At 61.9% G+C, this 15,188-nt stretch carries 18 protein-coding genes; 11 read left to right on the top strand and 7 right to left on the bottom strand.

Annotated elements, in window-relative coordinates; translation table 11 throughout:
- The 6 genes from E8E78_RS10075 to E8E78_RS10050 form a co-directional block, all read right to left on the bottom strand.
- A complete protein-coding gene (locus tag E8E78_RS10075) occupies nt 1-1,494 on the bottom strand; it encodes an RNA polymerase factor sigma-54 (RefSeq protein WP_049276541.1) in 1,494 nt (497 codons plus the stop codon).
- 174 nt (nt 1,495-1,668) lie between these two features.
- On the bottom strand, nt 1,669-2,394 hold the full coding sequence (gene lptB, locus E8E78_RS10070) for an LPS export ABC transporter ATP-binding protein (RefSeq protein ID WP_016501334.1): 726 nt from the start codon (nt 2,392-2,394) through the stop codon (nt 1,669-1,671).
- Complete coding sequence (gene lptA / locus E8E78_RS10065) at nt 2,395-2,919, bottom strand: lipopolysaccharide transport periplasmic protein LptA (protein ID WP_016501333.1); 525 nt, start codon at nt 2,917-2,919, stop codon at nt 2,395-2,397.
- The gene (lptC, locus tag E8E78_RS10060; protein ID WP_049276542.1) at nt 2,906-3,478 is read right to left on the bottom strand and encodes an LPS export ABC transporter periplasmic protein LptC; all 573 of its coding nucleotides are present in this window, start codon (nt 3,476-3,478) and stop codon (nt 2,906-2,908) included. The genes lptA and lptC overlap by 14 nt, the downstream gene beginning before the upstream one ends.
- Before the next feature lie 8 nt (nt 3,479-3,486).
- Nucleotides 3,487-4,011 carry an HAD family hydrolase gene (locus E8E78_RS10055; RefSeq protein ID WP_016501331.1) on the bottom strand — a complete coding sequence of 175 codons (525 nt, stop codon included), beginning with the start codon at nt 4,009-4,011 and terminating at the stop codon, nt 3,487-3,489.
- Between the two features lie 11 nt (nt 4,012-4,022).
- Nucleotides 4,023-4,997, bottom strand: a complete 975-nt coding sequence (locus E8E78_RS10050) for a KpsF/GutQ family sugar-phosphate isomerase (RefSeq protein WP_016501330.1) — start codon at nt 4,995-4,997, stop codon at nt 4,023-4,025.
- Nucleotides 4,998-5,245: 248 nt separating this feature from the next.
- Between E8E78_RS10050 and E8E78_RS10045 the strand changes: the two genes are divergently transcribed.
- From E8E78_RS10045 to hisC, 10 genes are all read left to right on the top strand, one after another.
- Nucleotides 5,246-6,055: an ATP-binding cassette domain-containing protein gene (locus tag E8E78_RS10045; protein ID WP_016501329.1), complete on the top strand. Its 810-nt coding sequence runs from the start codon at nt 5,246-5,248 to the stop codon at nt 6,053-6,055.
- A complete protein-coding gene (gene mlaE, locus E8E78_RS10040) occupies nt 6,055-6,852 on the top strand; it encodes a lipid asymmetry maintenance ABC transporter permease subunit MlaE (protein ID WP_016501328.1) in 798 nt (265 codons plus the stop codon). The genes E8E78_RS10045 and mlaE overlap by 1 nt, the downstream gene beginning before the upstream one ends.
- The gene (gene mlaD / locus E8E78_RS10035) at nt 6,852-7,337 is read left to right on the top strand and encodes an outer membrane lipid asymmetry maintenance protein MlaD (protein WP_016501327.1); all 486 of its coding nucleotides are present in this window, start codon (nt 6,852-6,854) and stop codon (nt 7,335-7,337) included. Before mlaE ends, mlaD begins: the two co-directional genes overlap by 1 nt.
- Nucleotides 7,338-7,346: 9 nt before the next feature.
- Nucleotides 7,347-7,994 (top strand): ABC transporter substrate-binding protein, encoded by a 648-nt coding sequence (locus tag E8E78_RS10030; RefSeq protein ID WP_016501326.1) that lies wholly within the window; start codon nt 7,347-7,349, stop codon nt 7,992-7,994.
- Nucleotides 7,991-8,293 (top strand): STAS domain-containing protein, encoded by a 303-nt coding sequence (locus E8E78_RS10025; protein WP_049276543.1) that lies wholly within the window; start codon nt 7,991-7,993, stop codon nt 8,291-8,293. Before E8E78_RS10030 ends, E8E78_RS10025 begins: the two co-directional genes overlap by 4 nt.
- Nucleotides 8,294-8,411: 118 nt before the next feature.
- The gene (locus E8E78_RS10020; protein ID WP_016501324.1) at nt 8,412-8,651 is read left to right on the top strand and encodes a BolA family protein; all 240 of its coding nucleotides are present in this window, start codon (nt 8,412-8,414) and stop codon (nt 8,649-8,651) included.
- Between the two features lie 23 nt (nt 8,652-8,674).
- Nucleotides 8,675-9,940 carry a UDP-N-acetylglucosamine 1-carboxyvinyltransferase gene (gene murA, locus E8E78_RS10015; RefSeq protein WP_016501323.1) on the top strand — a complete coding sequence of 422 codons (1,266 nt, stop codon included), beginning with the start codon at nt 8,675-8,677 and terminating at the stop codon, nt 9,938-9,940.
- 91 nt (nt 9,941-10,031) lie between these two features.
- On the top strand, nt 10,032-10,667 hold the full coding sequence (hisG, locus tag E8E78_RS10010; RefSeq protein ID WP_016501322.1) for an ATP phosphoribosyltransferase: 636 nt from the start codon (nt 10,032-10,034) through the stop codon (nt 10,665-10,667).
- Nucleotides 10,668-10,793: 126 nt separating this feature from the next.
- A complete protein-coding gene (gene hisD / locus E8E78_RS10005) occupies nt 10,794-12,119 on the top strand; it encodes a histidinol dehydrogenase (RefSeq protein WP_016501321.1) in 1,326 nt (441 codons plus the stop codon).
- Between the two features lie 2 nt (nt 12,120-12,121).
- Complete coding sequence (gene hisC, locus E8E78_RS10000; RefSeq protein WP_016501320.1) at nt 12,122-13,168, top strand: histidinol-phosphate transaminase; 1,047 nt, start codon at nt 12,122-12,124, stop codon at nt 13,166-13,168.
- Between the two features lie 39 nt (nt 13,169-13,207).
- Here hisC and E8E78_RS09995 read toward each other — a convergent pair whose 3' ends face one another.
- Nucleotides 13,208-14,392 (bottom strand): alkaline phosphatase family protein, encoded by a 1,185-nt coding sequence (locus E8E78_RS09995; RefSeq protein ID WP_236197796.1) that lies wholly within the window; start codon nt 14,390-14,392, stop codon nt 13,208-13,210.
- Between the two features lie 139 nt (nt 14,393-14,531).
- On the opposite strand from E8E78_RS09995, the gene E8E78_RS09990 reads away from it, so the two are divergent.
- On the top strand, nt 14,532-15,182 hold the full coding sequence (locus E8E78_RS09990; RefSeq protein ID WP_049276545.1) for a FadR/GntR family transcriptional regulator: 651 nt from the start codon (nt 14,532-14,534) through the stop codon (nt 15,180-15,182).
- The last annotated feature ends 6 nt before the right edge of the window (nt 15,183-15,188 follow it).

Here is a 15,188-nt window from a genome sequence, read left to right as displayed (position 1 = left end):
CTACATCAGTCGCTTGCGCTCGCTCGACGGTGCGATGCCGAGGGACTCGCGGTACTTGGCGACGGTGCGACGGGCTACCTGGATGCCTTGTGCCTCCAGTAAACCAGCGATCTTGCTGTCACTCAATGGCTTTTTCTGATTTTCCGCCGCAACCAGTTTCTTGATGATCGCGCGAATCGCCGTGGACGAGCATTCTCCGCCTTCGGAGGTGCTGACGTGGCTGGAGAAAAAGTATTTCAGTTCGTAGATGCCACGCGGTGTGTGCATGTATTTTTGCGTGGTAACCCGCGAAATGGTCGACTCGTGCATCCCCACCGCTTCGGCAATGTCATGCAGCACCAGCGGCTTCATCGCTTCGTCGCCGTGGTCGAGGAAACCACGCTGGTGCTCGACGATCTGCGTGGCAACCTTCATCAGGGTTTCGTTACGGCTTTGCAGGCTCTTGATGAACCAGCGCGCTTCCTGCAACTGGTTGCGCATGAAGGTGTTGTCGGCGCTGGTATCGGCGCGGCGCACGAAACCGGCGTATTGCGGGTTCACCCGCAGGCGCGGTATGGCTTCCTGGTTCAGCTCCACCAGCCAACGGTCGGTATCTTTGCGCACGATGACGTCGGGCACCACGTACTCGGGTTCGCTGGACTCGATCTGCGAACCGGGGCGCGGGTTGAGGCTTTGTACCAGTTCGATGACCTGGCGAAGCTCGTCTTCCTTGATTTTCATGCGCCGCATCAGCTGGCTGTAGTCGCGGCTGCCGAGCAGGTCGATGAAATCGGTGACCAGGCGCTTGGCTTCGGTCATCCACGGGGTGTTGGCAGGTAGCTGGCGCAGTTGCAGCAGCAGGCATTCGCCCAGATTGCGGGCGCCGACACCCGCTGGTTCGAACTGCTGGATGCGGTGCAGTACCGCCTCGACTTCGTCCAGCTCGATGTCCAGCTCCGGGTCGAAACCGGCGCAGATTTCTTCGAGGGTGTCTTCCAGGTAGCCCTGGCCGTTGATGCTGTCGATGAGGGTAACGGCGATCAGGCGGTCGGTGTCGGACATCGGCGCCAGGTTCAGTTGCCATAGCAGGTGGCTTTGCAGGCTTTCGCCGGCCGATGTGCGGGTGGTGAAGTCCCACTCGTCGTCATCGTTGCTCGGCAGGCTGCTGGCGCTGGTCTGGTAGATGTCTTCCCAGGCGGTATCGACTGGAAGCTCGTTGGGAATGCGCTCGCTCCATTCACCGTCTTCCAGGTTGTCGGCACTGATGGTGCTTTCCTGGAAGCTGTTGTCCTGGGCTTCGGCTGTCGACTTGTTCTCGGCGTTGTCCGCCATCGGGTCGCTGTTGTCGAAGTCCTCGCCGTCTTCCTGACGTTCGAGCATCGGGTTCGACTCCAGCGCTTCCTGAATTTCCTGTTGGAGGTCCAGGGTGGAAAGCTGGAGCAGGCGGATGGCCTGTTGCAACTGCGGTGTCATCGTCAGTTGCTGGCCCATTTTTAGGACGAGCGATGGTTTCATGGCAGGGGCTTGTACCTTGTTCGCCGGCGCGCATGCGCCATCCACTACACGAGGGCGCCGGGGCGCCAGATCAAGCAAGTTTTATGCCTTAAATTGTAGCGTTTGCCTAGAGCACCGTAACAACTTTACCCGCAGTTGTGCGGCTATTTCCGATGCTCCAGGCGCGTGCCGGGGTCAGAGACGGAACTCGTGGCCCAGGTAAACCTCTTTGACCAAGTCGTTTGCCAGGATGGTTTCGGCGTCGCCTTCGGCGATCAGGCGGCCATCATTGACGATATAGGCGGTTTCGCAGATATCCAGGGTCTCGCGCACGTTGTGGTCGGTGATCAGCACACCGATGCCCTTGGCCTTGAGATGGTGGATGATCTGCTTGATATCGCCGACCGAGATCGGGTCGACACCGGCGAATGGTTCGTCCAGCAAGATGAACTTGGGTGCGGTCGCCAGGGCGCGGGCAATCTCGACGCGACGGCGTTCACCACCAGAAAGGCTCATGCCGAGGTTGTCGCGGATGTGGCTGATGTGGAACTCCTGCAGCAGGCTTTCCAGCTCCTTGCGCCGGCCGTCGCGGTCGATATCCTTGCGGGTCTCGAGGATGGCCATGATGTTGTCGGCCACCGACAGCTTGCGGAAGATCGAGGCTTCCTGCGGCAGGTAGCCGATGCCAGCACGGGCGCGGCCGTGCATGGGCTGGTGGCTGACATCGAGGTTATCGATGAGCACGCGCCCCTGCTCGGCCTGTACCAGCCCGACAATCATGTAGAAGCAGGTGGTCTTGCCGGCGCCGTTGGGGCCGAGCAGGCCGACGATCTGGCCGCTGTCGATCGACAGGCTGACATCGCGTACGACCTGCCGCCCCTTGTAGCTCTTGGCCAGGTGCTGGGCTTTGAGGGTTGCCATTTACTCGGCCTTCTTCTTGGGCTGGATCACCATGTCGATGCGCTGACGCGGTGTAGTCACGTTGCCACCGCGACCGGCGGTCGCCACCTGGGTCTGGGTGTTGTAGACGATCTTCTCGCCTTCGGTGGTGTTGCCTTCGTTCTCGACCTTGGCGCGGTCGGTGAGGATCACCAGGTCTTTCAGCGCCTGATACTGGATGGTCACGCCCCAGCCTTTCATCTTGTCTGGCTTGGCCGCGCTCTGCTGCTGCTCGAAGTAGGCCAGGTTGCCCACCGAGGTCACCACATCGATGTCGCCGGAAGCGGAGCGGGTGATGGTCACGGTGTTGCCTTTGATCATCATCGAGCCCTGGGTAATGACCACGTCGCCGGTGTAGGTGGCTACGCCTTGCTTGTCATCCAGGTGGGCCTGGTCGGCCTGGATGCGGATCGGTTGATCACGGTCATTCGGCAGTGCGAAGGCGCTCGCGCTTCCCAGTGCTGCGCTCAGGCTGAGCAAAAGGGGGAGGGTTTTAACGAGCCTCATACTGTCCTCTTACGTTAGAGAGCAGGTCCATCCTGCTTTCTTTCAAATACGCTTTCATTCCTTTGCCCGTAGTTGTGCCACCGGCGCCGTCGATTCTAACGGCTTGCTCGGTCTGCGCATATTGCTTCTGCGGGAACACGGTCATGCGTGAGCTGGTAATGATGGTTTCACGCTGCTTTTCGTCGATGCGCGCAATCCGGACCTTGTCGATCAGTTCGACCTCGGTGCCGTCCGGGTTGACCTCGGCGCGGGTGCTCTGCACGTGCCATGGGTATTCGGTGCCGCGGTACAGGTGCAGGTCCGGCGTGGTCAGCAACGTGATTTCGCTGGTCTTGAGGTGCTCAACCTTGTCGGCAGTCATTTCGTACTGCAGCTTGCCATCAGGCAAAAACTGCACGCTGTGCGCGTTGATCGCATAGTAGTCGATGGCGCTTTCGTCGACCTGAGCCACCGGCTTGTCGAGGAAGCTTTCCGGGCTGACGTTCCAGTAGCCGACCGCCGCCAGCAGGGCGGCGATCACTGCTAACAGCGCAATATTGCGGGCTTTCTTGCTGAACATGGGCAGCCTTACAGGTAATTGGCGTTGGCAGCGTCCAGGGTGCCCTGGGCCTGCATGATCAGTTCGCAGAATTCACGGGCTGCGCCTTCTCCGCCGCGTGCCTGGGTCACGCCGTGGGCGTGCTGGCGAACAAACGGAGCGGCGTTGGCCACGGCCATGCCCAATGCTACCCGGCGAATGACCGGCAGGTCGGGCAGGTCGTCGCCCAGGTAGGCCACTTGATCATAGCTTAGGCCCAGTTCGGCGAGCAGGCCGTCAAGCACGACCAATTTGTCCTCGCGGCCCTGGTACAGGTGCGGGATGCCGAGGTTTTTTGCCCGGCGTTCGACCACAGGGGTTTTACGCCCGCTGATGATCGCGGTGGTCACGCCCGAGGCCATGAGCATCTTGATGCCCTGGCCGTCGAGGGTGTTGAAGGTCTTGAACTCGCTGCCGTCCTCGAGGAAGTACAGGCGCCCGTCGGTGAGCACGCCGTCCACATCGAACACTGCCAGCTTGATGGTTTTGCCGCGTTGCATGAGATCCTGGTTCATTCCATCGCTCCTTACATTACACCGGCACGCAGCAGGTCGTGCATGTTCAGGGCGCCGGTCGGGCGGTCCTCGCGGTCCACCACCACCAGTGCGCCGATCTTGTGGTCTTCCATGATCTTCAAGGCTTCGGCAGCGAGCATTTCGGCGCGGGCCGTCTTGCCGTGCACGGTCATCACCTGGTCGATCAAGGTGGTGTGTACGTCGATGTTGCGGTCCAGGCTGCGGCGCAGGTCGCCGTCGGTGAAGATCCCGGCCAGCGTGCCGTCGGCTTCGACGATCACGGTCATGCCCAGACCTTTGCGGGACATTTCAAGCAGCGCATCCTTGAGCAGGGTGCCGCGGGCTACCTGGGGCAGTTCGTCGCCGCTGTGCATCACGTTCTCGACCTTGAGCAACAGGCGGCGGCCCAATGCACCGCCCGGGTGCGAGAAGGCAAAGTCTTCTGCCGTGAAGCCGCGGGCTTCGAGCAGGGCGATGGCCAGGCAGTCGCCCAGCACCAGCGATGCGGTGGTGGAAGAGGTGGGTGCCAGGTTAAGTGGGCAGGCCTCTTGCTCTACGCGGGCGTCGAGGTTGACCTCGGCGGCCTGGGCCAGAGGCGAATCGGGGTTGCCGGTCAGGCTGACCAGCTTGATGCCCAGGCGTTTGATCAGTGGCAGCAGGGTGACGATTTCGGCAGTGCTACCGGAATTCGACAGGGCCAGGATGACATCATCGCGGGTGATCATGCCCATGTCGCCATGGCTGGCTTCAGCCGGGTGCACGAAAAACGCCGGCGTACCGGTGCTGGCCAGGGTGGCGGCGATTTTGTTGCCGATATGCCCGGACTTGCCCATGCCGACCACGACCACCCGGCCCTTGCTGGCCAGGATCAGTTCGCAGGCCTTGACGAAATTGTCGTCGATGCGCGCCAACAGGGCCTCTACGGCCTCGAGTTCCAGGCGCAGGGTGCGTTGTGCGGATTGGATCAGCTCGCTGGATTGGCTCATGTCGAGAAAGCAATGCCTGATGAAAAGGCAGCGATTATACGCGCAATGACGAAAACCCTCACCCCTTCGATTGCTGTAGCGAATGTCATCAAAGCCTGTCACAGGGCTGAACGACTGCTTGCCTGGCCTTGGGGCGGTGGCGTCAGCGGTGCTATAGTTCGCCGCTATTCGGCCTGGCAGGGGCGCTTGTGCCTTCCTGATGGAGGCTGGCGTCCACTAGGACGAGGCTGCACTAGCAAGGAGTCTAGATGAGTGTGGATAGCGCCTACGCGGTCGAGTTGAAGGGGGTTACCTTCAAACGCGGTTCGCGCAGCATTTTCAGCAACGTCGACATTCGCATCCCGCGCGGCAAGGTCACCGGCATCATGGGGCCATCGGGTTGCGGCAAGACCACGTTGCTCCGCCTGATGGGCGCGCAACTGCGCCCCTCCAGCGGTGAGGTATGGGTTGCCGGGCAGAACCTGCCGACCCTGTCGCGCAGCGACCTGTTCGATGCCCGCAAGCAAATGGGCGTGCTGTTCCAGAGTGGTGCACTGTTCACCGACCTTGATGTGTTCGAGAACGTCGCGTTCCCGCTGCGCGTGCACACCCAGCTGTCGGAAGAAATGATCCGCGACATCGTGCTGATGAAGCTGCAGGCCGTGGGCCTGCGCGGTGCCATCGACCTCATGCCCGACGAATTGTCCGGTGGCATGAAGCGCCGTGTGGCGCTGGCACGGGCAATTGCCCTGGACCCGCAGATCCTCATGTACGACGAACCGTTCGTCGGCCAGGACCCCATTGCCATGGGCGTACTGGTGCGCCTGATCCGCCTGCTCAACGATGCCTTGGGCATCACCAGCATCGTCGTCTCCCACGACCTGGCGGAAACCGCCAGCATCGCCGACTACATCTATGTGGTAGGCGACGGCCAGGTGCTGGGGCAGGGCACGCCTGACGAGCTGATGGGCTCCGACAACCCACGGATTCGCCAGTTCATGAAGGGCGACCCGGACGGCCCGGTTCCCTTCCACTTTCCTGCGCCTGACTACCGCGCCGACCTGCTGGGAGCGCGTTGATGCGCAAAAAATCCTTACTCGAACGTGTCCGCCTGCTGGGCCGTTCGGCCATCGACGTGCTGGCCGTGCTCGGGCGTTCGTGCCTGTTCCTGTTTCATGCGCTGGTCGGCCGTGGCGGCATCGGCGGTGGCTTCCAGTTGCTGACCAAGCAGCTGTACTCGGTAGGCGTGCTGTCGCTGGCAATCGTTGTCGTGTCCGGTGTGTTCATCGGCATGGTGCTGGCGCTGCAGGGCTACAGCATCCTGACCAAGTACGGTTCGGAGCAGGCGGTGGGGCAGATGGTCGCCCTGACCCTGCTGCGCGAGCTCGGCCCGGTGGTGACGGCGTTGCTGTTTGCCGGCCGTGCAGGTTCTGCGCTGACCGCCGAAATCGGCAACATGAAGTCCACCGAGCAGCTGTCGAGCCTGGAAATGATCGGCGTCGACCCGCTCAAGTACATCGTCGCGCCGCGCCTGTGGGCCGGCTTCATCTCGCTGCCGCTGCTGGCGCTGATCTTCAGCGTGGTCGGCATCTGGGGTGGCTCGTGGGTGGCCGTGGACTGGCTGGGCGTCTACGAGGGCTCGTTCTGGGCCAACATGCAGAACAGTGTCTCGTTCACTGACGACGTGCTCAACGGGCTGGTCAAGAGCCTGGTGTTCGCCTTCGTCACAACCTGGATCGCCGTATTCCAGGGGTACGACTGTGAGCCCACCTCAGAAGGGATCAGCCGTGCCACCACCAAGACCGTGGTCTATGCCTCGTTGGCAGTGCTGGGTCTGGACTTTATTCTGACCGCCTTGATGTTTGGAGATTTCTGATGCAAAACCGCACCCTGGAAATCGGTGTCGGCCTGTTCCTCCTGGCCGGGATCCTGGCGCTGCTGCTGCTGGCCCTGCGTGTCAGCGGGCTGTCGGCCAGCCCGAGCAGCGATACCTATAAAGTTTATGCCTACTTCGACAATATTGCCGGTTTGACGGTCAGAGCTAAAGTGACCATGGCCGGTGTGACCATCGGCAAGGTCACCGCCATCGATCTGGACCGCGATTCCTACACCGGTCGGGTGACGTTGCAACTGGACAAGACGGTAGACAACCTGCCGACCGACTCCACTGCCTCGATCCTGACCGCTGGTTTGCTTGGCGAGAAGTACATCGGCATCAGCGTGGGCGGTGAAGACCAGGTGCTCAAGGATGGCGCGACCATCCACGACACCCAGTCGGCACTGGTGCTGGAAGATCTGATTGGCAAGTTCCTGCTCAACTCCGTTGGCAAGGAACCGAAAGAAGCGCAACCGGCTAATTAAGGAGTTTCCATGATTTCGATCCTGCGACGTGGCCTGCTGGTTTTGCTGGCGGCTTTCCCCCTGCTGGTCGTGGCCGCGCAGACGCCCCACGATGTGATTCAGGGCACCACCACCGAACTGTTGGGCGACCTCAAGGCCAACAAGGAACAGTACAAGTCCAACCCTGGCGCCTTCTACGATGCACTTAACCGCATCCTCGGCCCGGTGGTGGACGCCGACGGCATTTCCCGCAGCATCATGACCGTCAAGTACTCGCGCAAGGCCACGCCTGAGCAGATGCAGCGCTTCCAGGAAAACTTCAAGCGCAGCCTGATGCAGTTCTATGGCAACGCGCTGCTCGAATACAACAACCAGGGCATCATCGTCGACCCGGCCAAGGCCGATGACGGCAAGCGCGCCAGTGTCGGCATGAAGGTCACCGGCAACAACGGTGCCGTTTACCCGGTGCAGTACACCCTGGAAAACATTGCCGGCGAGTGGAAGGTGCGTAACGTCATCGTCAACGGCATCAACATCGGCAAGCTCTTCCGTGACCAGTTCGCCGATGCCATGCAGCGCAACGGCAACAATCTGGACAAGACTATCGACGGCTGGGCCGGCGAAGTGGCCAAGGCCAAGCAAACCGCGGACAGCTCGCCTGACAAGGAAGTGAAATGAGTGATGCCGGTGTGAGCATGGCCGAACCAGGCGTGCTGCGCCTGGCTGGCGTGCTGGATTACCGCAGCGGCCCGGGCTTGCGCAAGCAAGGCAAGGCGTTGATCGACGCGTCTCGCGAGCCACGCCTGGTGCTGGATTGCTCGGCTGTCGAGAAGTCGTCGAGTGTCGGCCTGTCGCTGTTGCTGGCGTTCATTCGCGATGGTCAAGCCGCCGGCAAGGCCTTCGAGGTGCGCGGCATGCCCGACGACATGCGGGAAATCGCCGAGGTTTATGACCTCGATGAAGTGCTGGCGAGCTGATGGCTCGCCACTGATTGAGGCCCCTCGGTCAGCGCACGCCCTCGGTGGGCTTCGCAGGCGAGGGGCTTTTTTGTATGATGGCCGACCCGTGCGCATCGGGCGCCGATTGAGGTTGAGCATGCAGGCCCTAGAAGTTAAGAGCTTCCTTGAAGAAAAATTGCCGGGATCCCTGGTTGAAGTTGAAGGCGAAGGCTGCAACTTCCAGTTGAACGTGATCAGCGACGAGTTGGCTGGCCTGAGCCCGGTCAAGCGCCAGCAGGCGATCTATGCTCACCTTAATCCCTGGATCGCCAATGGCAGCATCCACGCGGTAACCATGAAATTTTTCAGCAGCGCAGCCTGGGCTGAGCGCACCTGAGCCAACTTGGCGGCGAGACTCCAATGGACAAACTGATTATTACTGGCGGCGCTCGCCTTGACGGCGAGATCCGCATTTCGGGCGCGAAGAACGCAGCCCTGCCGATTCTGGCGGCGACCCTGCTGGCCGATGGGCCGGTCACCGTGGGCAACCTGCCGCACCTGCACGACATCACCACCATGATCGAGCTGTTCGGCCGCATGGGCATCGAGCCTGTGATCGACGAAAAGCTGTCGGTGGAGATTGACCCACGCACCATCAAGACCCTCGTTGCGCCTTACGAGCTGGTCAAGACCATGCGCGCCTCGATCCTGGTACTGGGCCCGATGGTTGCCCGTTTCGGCGAAGCCGAAGTGGCCCTGCCTGGCGGTTGCGCGATTGGTTCGCGCCCGGTCGACCTGCACATCCGCGGCCTCGAGGCCATGGGCGCGAAGATCGAAGTGGAAGGTGGCTACATCAAGGCCAAGGCGCCTGAGGGTGGCCTGCGCGGCGCGCACTTCTTCTTCGACACCGTCAGCGTCACCGGTACCGAGAACATCATGATGGCCGCTGCCCTGGCCAAGGGCCGCAGCGTGTTGCAGAACGCCGCACGTGAGCCTGAAGTGGTCGACCTGGCCAACTTCATCAATGCCATGGGCGGCAATGTCCAGGGCGCGGGTACCGACACCATCACCATCGATGGCGTCGAGCGCCTGCACTCGGCCACCTACCGCGTGATGCCGGACCGCATCGAGACAGGTACCTACCTGGTCGCTGCTGCCGTCACCGGTGGCCGCGTCAAGGTCAAGGACACCGACCCGACCATCCTTGAAGCCGTACTGGAAAAACTCAAGGAGTCCGGTGCCGACATCAACGTCGGCGAAGACTGGATCGAGCTGGACATGCACGGCAAGCGGCCGAAAGCCGTCAACCTGCGTACCGCCCCGTACCCGGCGTTCCCGACCGACATGCAGGCGCAGTTCATTTCGCTGAACGCCATTGCCGAAGGCACTGGCGCGGTGATCGAGACCATCTTCGAAAACCGCTTCATGCACGTTTACGAAATGCACCGCATGGGCGCTCAGATCCAGGTCGAAGGCAACACTGCCATCGTCACTGGCGTCAAGTCGCTCAAAGGCGCACCGGTCATGGCCACCGACCTGCGTGCTTCCGCCAGCCTGGTGCTGTCGGCGCTGGTTGCAGAAGGCGATACCCTGATCGACCGCATCTACCACATCGACCGTGGTTACGAGTGCATCGAAGAGAAACTGCAGATGCTCGGCGCAAAAATCCGCCGCGTACCGGGCTGATAGCCCGCAGGTGCAAGGATGCACCTTTCGAATTGAATGCGGCCAGGTCGATGACCTGGCCGGCAGCAGCCGCTTAAGGACCGACGTTCCAATGTTGACCATCGCGCTTTCCAAAGGCCGTATTCTCGACGACACCCTGCCGTTGCTGGCCGAGGCCGGTATCGTGCCGACCGAGAACCCGGACAAGAGCCGCAAACTGATCATCCCCACCACGCAGGACGATGTGCGCCTGCTGATTGTGCGTGCCACCGACGTGCCGACCTATGTCGAGCATGGTGCCGCCGACCTGGGTGTGGCCGGCAAGGACGTGCTGATGGAGTACGGCGGCCAGGGTATGTACGAACCCCTGGACCTGCAGATTGCCCAATGCAAGCTGATGACTGCCGGCGTGGTCGGCGCAGCCGAGCCCAAGGGCCGCCTGCGCGTGGCCACCAAGTTCGTCAACGTAGCCAAGCGCTACTACGCCGAACAGGGCCGCCAGGTCGACATCATCAAGCTGTACGGCTCGATGGAGCTGGCACCGCTGATCAATCTCGCCGACAAGATCATCGATGTGGTCGACACCGGCAACACCCTGCGGGCCAACGGCCTGGAACCCCAGGACCTGATCGCCACGATCAGCTCGCGCCTGGTGGTCAACAAGGCCTCCATGAAAATGCAGCATGCCCGTATCCAGAGCCTGATCGACACACTGCGTAACGCGGTCGAATCGCGACACCGCGGCTGACTCCTGAGCGCGGCCTTTGCTGTCGCGCCCGTCTATCCGCGTCATAGCCACTTTTCTCGGGTGCCCGCGCGGATGGACTGGTAGCCTAGGGCGCCTGAGCATTCGCTAATAATCGAGGCCCTCGCCATGACCGTGTCCACTGCAATTGCCCGTCTCAACGCTGCTGATCCGGATTTCGCCCGACATCTGGATCATCTGCTGAGCTGGGAAAGTGTGTCTGATGACGCGGTCAACCAGCGCGTGCTCGACATCATCAAGGGCGTGCGCGAGCGCGGCGATGCGGCACTGGTGGAGTTCACCCAGCGTTTCGACGGCGTTGCCGCCAACAGCATCGATGACCTGATCCTTGGTCGCGAGCGCCTTGAACTGGCCCTGACCCGCATTACCCCGGTGCAGCGTGAAGCCCTGGAAAAGGCCGCCAACCGTGTGCGCATGTACCACGAGCGGCAGAAGCAGGACTCCTGGCAGTACACCGAGGCCGACGGCACGGTGCTGGGCCAGAAGGTCACCCCGCTGGACCGTGCAGGCTTGTACGTGCCGGGCGGCAAGGCGTCGTACCCGTCGTCGGTGCTGATGAACGCCATTCCGGCCAAGGTTGCCGGCGTGGCCGAAGTGGTGATGGTAGTGCCGACCCCACGTGGTGAGGTCAACGAACTGGTGCTGGCCGCCGCCTGCATCGCCGGCGTCGACCGCGTGTTCACTGTCGGTGGTGCGCAAGCTGTCGCAGCGCTGGCCTACGGCACCGAAAGCGTGCCGCAGGTGGACAAGATTGTCGGCCCTGGCAACATCTACGTGGCCACTGCCAAGCGCCACGTGTTTGGCCAGGTAGGCATCGACATGATCGCCGGCCCGTCGGAAATCCTCGTGGTATGTGACGGCCAGACCGACCCGGACTGGATCGCCATGGACCTGTTCTCCCAGGCCGAGCACGACGAGGATGCCCAGGCCATCCTGGTCAGCCCGGATGCCGCGTTCCTCGACCGCGTTGCCGCCAGCATCGACAAGCTGATGCCGACCATGGAGCGTGCCGATATCATCGAGAAATCGATCAACGGCCGCGGCGCGCTGATCCAGGTGCGTGACATGCAACAGGCCATGGATGTGGCCAACCGCATCGCCCCGGAACACCTGGAGCTGTCGGTGGCCGACCCGCAAGCCTGGTTGCCGCACATTCGCCACGCTGGGGCGATCTTCATGGGCCGCCACACCAGTGAAGCGCTGGGCGATTACTGCGCCGGCCCCAACCACGTGCTGCCTACCTCCGGCACCGCGCGTTTTTCTTCGCCGCTGGGGGTGTACGACTTCCAGAAGCGTTCGTCGATCATCTTCTGTTCCGAGCAGGGCGCGTCCGAGCTCGGCCACACCGCTTCTGTGCTGGCCCGCGGCGAGTCGCTGACCGCCCACGCCCGCAGCGCTGAATACCGTATCCTGACCCAAGAGAAGGGGAACTGAGCATGAGTCGATTCTGGAGCCCCTTCGTCAAGGATTTGGTGCCTTACGTGCCGGGCGAGCAACCCAAGCTGGCCCGTCTGGTCAAGCTCAACACCAACGAAAACCCCTACGGCCCGTCGCCCAAGGCGCTGGAGGCCATGCGTGGCGAGCTGAACGACAACCTGCGCCTGTACCCGGACCCTAACGGCGACCGGCTGAAGCAGGCGGTTGCCGAGTACTACGGCGTAACCCCGGGACAGGTGTTTGTCGGCAACGGCTCGGACGAGGTGCTTGCGCACATTTTCCACGGCCTGTTCCAGCACGATGCACCGCTGCTGTTCCCGGACATCAGCTACAGCTTCTACCCGGTCTATTGCGGCCTGTACGGTATTGCCTTCGAGCAGGTGGCGCTGGATGAGAAGTTCCAGATCCGCATCGAGGACTACAACAAGCCCAACGCCGGCATCATCTTCCCCAACCCAAATGCGCCGACTGGCTGCCTGATGCCGCTGCAGGCGGTGGAGCAGTTGCTGCAGGCCAACCGTGACTCGGTGGTGGTGGTCGACGAGGCCTACATCGATTTCGGTGGCGAGACGGCCATCAGCCTGGTGGACCGCTACGACAACCTGCTGGTGACCCAGACCCTGTCGAAGTCGCGCTCCCTGGCCGGCCTGCGGGTTGGCCTGGCGGTCGGGCACCCGGACCTGATCGAGGCGCTGGAGCGGATCAAGAACAGCTTCAACTCCTACCCGCTGGACCGTGCGGCGATCGTTGGCGCGGCGGTGGCGTTTGAAGACCGCGAGTACTTCGAGCAAACCTGCCGCAAGGTGATCGACAGCCGCGAAGTCCTGGTCGGGCAGCTTGAGGCCAAGGGCTTCGAGGTACTGCCTTCGGCCGCCAACTTCATCTTCGCGCGCCACCCGCAGCAGGATGCCGGCGAGCTGGCTGCGCGTCTTCGTGAGCAAGGTGTGATCGTGCGCCACTTCAAGCAGCCACGCATTGCTCAGTTCCTGCGTATTACCATCGGTACGCCAGAGATGAACCAGGCGCTGCTCGATGCGTTGAACTGACGCATGGCCGGGCGCGGTTCTTACAGGGGCGCGCCTGGCTTAATAGCTGCTCTCTTCGATAACAAATGCCTTGGCCGCTGGCCGGTTGCGCACCGCCGTCGGCGTGCCATCAAGCACCAGCACGTAATCGTTCTGCCTTTCCATGCCCTGCGGATCAGTCCATTGCCCGTCCCTGGCCGGTACCTGTGCAACCACTTGCCCGTTCTTCAGAATCGTCAGGTAGCCAGTGGCATTGCTGTTCCAGCGCAACCGTCCCTTGTGTTCATCGGCTCGAGCCTTGCGCGCACCGGTTTTACCCAGCAAAGGCGTGCCATCCAGTAGCCATTCCGGCTGCAGCGTCAGGCCCATGTGGCGTAGCACAGTGGGTGCCACCGAAGTCTGCGCGGGAAGGCCGTACAGGTTGTTGGGCCCTGGCATTTCCGCAGGAATGCTCAGCTCGGTCAGCTCCTGATTCAGCGGCTTGTTGCTGGCGATGAAGATGCTCTTTTCCTGCTCCGAAGCGCTGCCATGGCCTTTCCCCCAGTAATCGCGCCCATGGTCTGTGCTGACGATCACCAGCCAGTCTTCCTGCGGGTGCAGGCGCCGGCGTTCGTCGACCTTGTCCAGCAAATGCCCGATCTGGCTATCGAGTGTGCGCAACGCCTGCTGATAGTGATCGCCAAAGCCACTGTCGTGCCCGACCTGGTCTGCCGCATCCAGCTGAATGAATGTGAAGTCGGCCGGCGTGTTGGCAAGGATTTGCAGTGTTCGTTCAATTACCCGCGCATCTGACAAACCACTCTCGCGTACATCGGCACCATGGGCATCTTCCAGCAGGAATGCCGTGTTCAGCGGCGACCAACCCACCACACTGGACAGGTAAGCGTTGGGCATGGCCAGGCGTAGCCTTTTGAACAGGCTGGGAAACGCCGGATCTACCCGCAACGACTCGGTATCCGAGTCGACGCCATGCTTGTTGCTCCAGACGCCGGTAAGCAGCGTGACCCAGCCCGGGCCGCTCAAGGTAGGCTGCTCGCTGGCCTTGCCGTTGATTCCGCCAGCGTAGGCCTTGCCGTAATACAGCCGTTGTTTCAGGTTGGTGGCGTCGCCCAACAGCAGGTATTGCTCCAATTGCACACCGTCCAGCCCGATGAGCAAGGCTTTGGGGCGGCTGGGGTGTCTGGCCGGATCGCAACCCGGCAGCATTGCCAGAAACAGCATTAACATCAGGCTCGCCAGTCGCATGTATGTACACCCCTGAAAAAACACTGCGAGCGTTGCAACAAAGGGTTTTGTTCACAACTGGCAGAAATACCAGGTGGTTTGCGGCGTTACCCGGCATCCAGTAAGCTGTGCCAATTCATCGGATGATTGGTTGAGTAAGATGAGCACCGAGTTGACCAAGCGTTCTCTGGTCGAACTGGCCGTGGAGCGCATGCGCGAGCGCATCGTGTTGGGCGACTGGCAAGTCGGCCAGCGTTTGCCCACCGAGCCGGAACTGGCTCTTCAGCTGGGCATTAGCCGCAACACTGTGCGTGAGGCCATGCGCGTGCTGGCGTTCAGTGGCCTGGTGGAAATTCGTCAGGGCGACGGCAGCTACCTGCGCACGGCCCAGGACCCATTGCAGGCGGTGCAGGCAATGTCCCGCTGCACCCCCGAGCAGGCCCGTGAAACCCGCCATATCCTCGAAGCCGAGGCCATTGGCCTGGCGGCGTTGCGCCGCACAGATGTCGACCTGCAAGCGCTGCGCGAGGCCCTGGCCGGCAGTGCCGGGCACTTCCACGGGAATGTCGATGCCTATGTGGCGTGTGACCTGGTGTTTCACCAGCGGCTGGTCGATGCCGCCCACAATCCGGCATTGAGCGAGCTGTACCGGTACTTTTCCGGGGTGGTGGCTGCCGCTCTTCAGCACAACATGGCGACCGTGCCCCGTTGCCAGGCCACGTTCGATCTGCATGGGCAGATCCTCGATGCCATCGAACAACGTGATGCGGAGCGGGCCAAGCGCCTGAGCCGTACCCTCATCGAATCCTGACTCCGA

The sequence above is a fragment of the Pseudomonas sp. BN505 genome, from assembly GCF_029873175.1.
Taxonomy (GTDB): Bacteria; Pseudomonadota; Gammaproteobacteria; order Pseudomonadales; family Pseudomonadaceae; genus Aquipseudomonas; species Aquipseudomonas putida.
Note: the sequence above shows the minus strand (reverse complement) of the source record. Positions and strands in the feature narration are given on the sequence as shown.